A 3811-nucleotide genomic window follows, 5' to 3' on the forward strand; every position below is an offset into this window, starting at 1 on the left:
AGGCCGCCGATGAGGAACTGGAACTCCGGGCCGACACCGACGTAGCGCTGCAGGAAGTAGAACGACACTCCGCCGGTGGTCAGCAACCCGCCGACGACCGCGCCGTTCACGCTGGTGATGCCGCCCAGGTAGGCGGCTGCGAGCAGGCTGAAGGACGCGAAGACGTCGTAGCTGTCCGCACTCAGCGCCTGGATCTTGTACCCGATGAGAGCGCCACCGATGCCCGCGACGAAGGCGGCCAGCCCGAACGCCAGCAACTTCGTGCGGCCGACGTCGATACCCACGCCGGCGGCGGCCCGCTCGTTGGAGCGCACGGCCAGCAGGCGGCGACCGGTCGCCCCTCGCCGGAGGTTGGCGACCAGAACGCACATGAGGACGACGATCAGCAAGAGCGCCAGACCGAACCCGGCGGTCGGGATCTTGTCGCTGCCGAACAAGAAATGGTTCGTGGGCCCGAACCGGACTCCGAACAGGCTCGGCGAGGGAACGAGGGCGCCGGCCGAGCCGCCGGAGATCGCGGTGTTCTTGAACCCCATCTCCTCGAGGGTCACCGCGGCGGCGAGGGTCACCACGGCGAGGTTGACCCCCCTGACCCGGAGCGCAGGCAGGGCGGCGACGACGCCGACGCCGGCCGCCACCAGCGCGGCCAGCAGCGGCGCGAGGGGGAAGGGGACGCCGTGGTCGTGGGCCAGCTTGGAGACGGTGAACCCGGCGACGCCGGCGAGGGCCAGCTGGGCGAGCGAGATCTGGCCGACCCACCCGGTGATCACGACGAAGGACAGGACGAGCAGCGTGCCGGTCAGGCTGTTGATGATCGCGCCGCGCCAGCCGAAGTCCAGCGTCAGCAGCGCAACAGCGCACGCGACGCCCCAGATCGCCGTGCCCCGGGCGAGATGGATCGGGCGGGGTACGAATGGCAGTCGGCCGGCGTCCACGGCGCCGCGCGTCGGCAATGACCGGCCGCGGACGACCATCACCAAGGCGATGACGACGAACGGCAGTGCCTCGCCGACTCCGGGGATCGGCGTGCCACCGGACTTCGGCCACCAGGACAGCGTCTCCAGGAAGACGACGAGCGAGCGCAGCATGCCGATCGCCAGGCCGGCCGCGACCGTGATGCCGAACGAGGCGAAACCGCCGGTCAGAGCCGCGGCGAGCGCGGGGACGATCAGCAGGGTCAGCAGGTTCGGCTCGAGCGGGATGATGCCGCGGACCAGGATGCCGATGAGGGCGGCGAGGACGCTGCCCAGCACCCAGTTCGCGCCGGCCAGCAGGTCGGTCGGGAAGCCGAGCAGGACGGCGCCCTTCTCGTTCTCGGCCGCTGCCTGCGTCGCCAGCCCGAACCGGGTGAAGCGGTACACCGCCCACAGCGCGGCCGCGGCGACGACGACGATGACCGCGAGCACGATGCGATCCCAGGGAACGACCGCACCGAACAGATGGAACGACGTGGACGGCAGGATCTCGTTCACGTCGGGCGCGACGTTGCCGGTGAAGCGGTGGACGACGATGGCCTGCAGGGTGAGCATCAGCCCGATCGACGCCACCACCTTGGCCAGTACCGGCGCGTGCCGCAGCGGCCGGAAGATCAGCAGATGGAACGCCACGCCCATCACGGCGGCGACGAGGAGCGAGACCATCGTCGCCGGCCAGAAGGAGAGCGGCCCGCCGAAGTGGATCTTCGTCGGCACGCCCGGCAGCGGTGGCAGGAAGAGGTCGCCGTTGACGCGCAGGTCGGAGTAGACGTACGACGCGTACATCGCCATCGCGCCGGTGGCGAAGTTGACGACGCCCGAGCCGCGGAACGTCAGGACGACACCCAACCCGACGGCCGAGATCAGCGCCCCCTCCCCCAGCCCGAGGACCAGGAACGTCAGGACCTTCTCGAACATCCCGCTGACCTCCCGTCGTGCCGTAGTGCCTAGGTGCGGATGGGGTGGCCACCGCCGAAGCGGTGGCCACCGCACTCACCCGATCTTGATGTAGCCCTTCGACGCGTCGATGAGCTTCGAGCCGTCCCACTGGTAGGCCCGGATGAAGGCGTTACAGACCGACGGCGCCGCGGGGAAGGCACCGCACTGGATGGACGGAGCCATCAGTGGCACCGGCCCGGTGTAGGACTTGATCGCCTGGCGCACCGAGTCGGTGGTCAGCTTGCTGTAGCCGATCTGCTGCAGCTGCTTGGCCAACGTCAGCGTGATCGGGCCGATCGCGTAGGCGTACTGGCCGTCGTGACCGTTGCCGTACTTGCTGAGGATGTGCTTGAACAGCGTCAGGTCGCTGTTCGCGCTCGCGGTCCCCGTCCCGATTTGAACCTCGTACCAGTTCTTCTCGAGCGATCCGACGGCCTTCAGCACCGACTCGTCCATGCAGATGGGCGAGGCGACGACCTTGGCCTTGATGTTCAGCTGGGCGACCGCCTTCGCGATCTGGATGCACTGCGGCGCCCCGGTGATGGGGATCAGCAGGTCGGCCGAACTCGCGCCGGCCGCGGTGAGCGGTCCCGCGGCGTCCGTGCCGGTGAGCGACAGGGGCACGAGCTTCGTCTTGATCCCGGCCTTGTCGAGGACGGGCTTCAACAGCCCGGTCACGGTCGCCTTGAGCGACGGGACGTCGAGATACACGATGGCCGCGGAGTGGACGCCGGTCAGCTTGGTGGCGAACACGCCGAAGCCGGGGATGACGCCGAAGGATCCGCTGCCGTACCAGTAGGCGTCCTTCGCGCCGAACGCCGCCTGGCTGGCCGGCGTGGCCCCGATCAGCGCCTTCTTGCCGGCGAGGGTCGTGTACAGGGAGTCGTCACCGGACTGGAGCGTGCCGACGATGACCGCCAGCATCTTCGTGTCGTTCAGGAACTGCTGGGCGCAGGTCTGCACCGCCTCGGCGCTGCCGTCGCTCGAACACTTGACGAGCTTGACCGGGTGCTTGTCGATGCCGCCGAGCTCGGCATTGATGTAGGCCACGGTGGCGCTCGCGCCGTTGGGGCTGTCGAGCTGGCCCTGCGGGCCGCTGTCCTCGTTGATGTAACCGATCGTCACCGGCGCCAGCGACGAGTCGGCGGCGTTGCCGGCCTTCGCCGTCGGCCCGCCTGCGCTGCCACTCGCCTTGCCGCCGCTTGCGCTGCTGCTGCAGGCCGCCAACGCGAGCGTCGCGACGGCCGCCGCCGCCAGCGCGGTTTTCCTGACCATGCCGATCATGGAGATCTCCCTTGGTCATGTGCCGGCTCTCACGATGAAGCCGTCGGACTGGTCAGGATTAGATACCATTCATCTAACGCTTTGCAACAATTCCGTTCAATCCTCCGTGCCAGCCTGTAACAAAGTTGTGCAGAGGCGTTAGAACAAGGGCCGGGCCCGCCGCCGGCCCTGTCGCCGCGCCCGAGAACCCGGCGTCCTCCTGTTACGAAGGCCGGGTTTCGGCGCGTTCAAGCCCCCGATGAGGGACGGAGCGGGCCGCCGCGGTGGTCAAGCCACGCGCGCGTCTCAAGCCGTCAGGACGTGACGTCCTTCGAGGTGATCCTCGACCATGCGAGGCTGAGGAACACCGCCGCGTAGGCCAAGTGCAGGCCCGTCCACCGCGCCAGGTCGGAGAACGAGATCGACCGGCGCAGGAGTTCCCCGAACCCGAGCCAGTTGTGCGTCAACAGTGCGGGATGGATCGCCGACAGTTGCGGAACGGCCTCGAGCAGCGCCGACAGGATCACGATGCCGACCGTCGTCGCCATGGCCGCGATCGCGTTCTCGGTGAGAGTGGAGATGAACAGGCCGCCGGCGGCCAGGCCGAACAGCGCGATGCTCACGTAGACGACCAC

General features: G+C 68.7%; 2 protein-coding genes and 1 pseudogene. All 3 read right to left on the reverse strand.

What is annotated here, in order from left to right:
* Nucleotides 1-1892: ABC transporter permease (locus JF597_RS48475; protein ID WP_294012091.1), on the reverse strand; the 1892-nt coding region annotated here is incomplete at its 3' end.
* Nucleotides 1893-1967: 75 nt separating this feature from the next.
* Nucleotides 1968-3197: an ABC transporter substrate-binding protein gene (locus tag JF597_RS48480; RefSeq protein WP_294012094.1), complete on the reverse strand. Its 1230-nt coding sequence runs from the start codon at nucleotides 3195-3197 to the stop codon at nucleotides 1968-1970.
* A gap of 293 nt (nucleotides 3198-3490) precedes the next feature.
* Nucleotides 3491-3811: pseudogene (locus tag JF597_RS48485) on the reverse strand (ABC transporter permease); the annotation flags it as partial.

This window comes from Streptomyces sp., assembly GCF_019510245.1.
Lineage (GTDB): Bacteria > Actinomycetota > Actinomycetes > Streptomycetales > Streptomycetaceae > Streptomyces.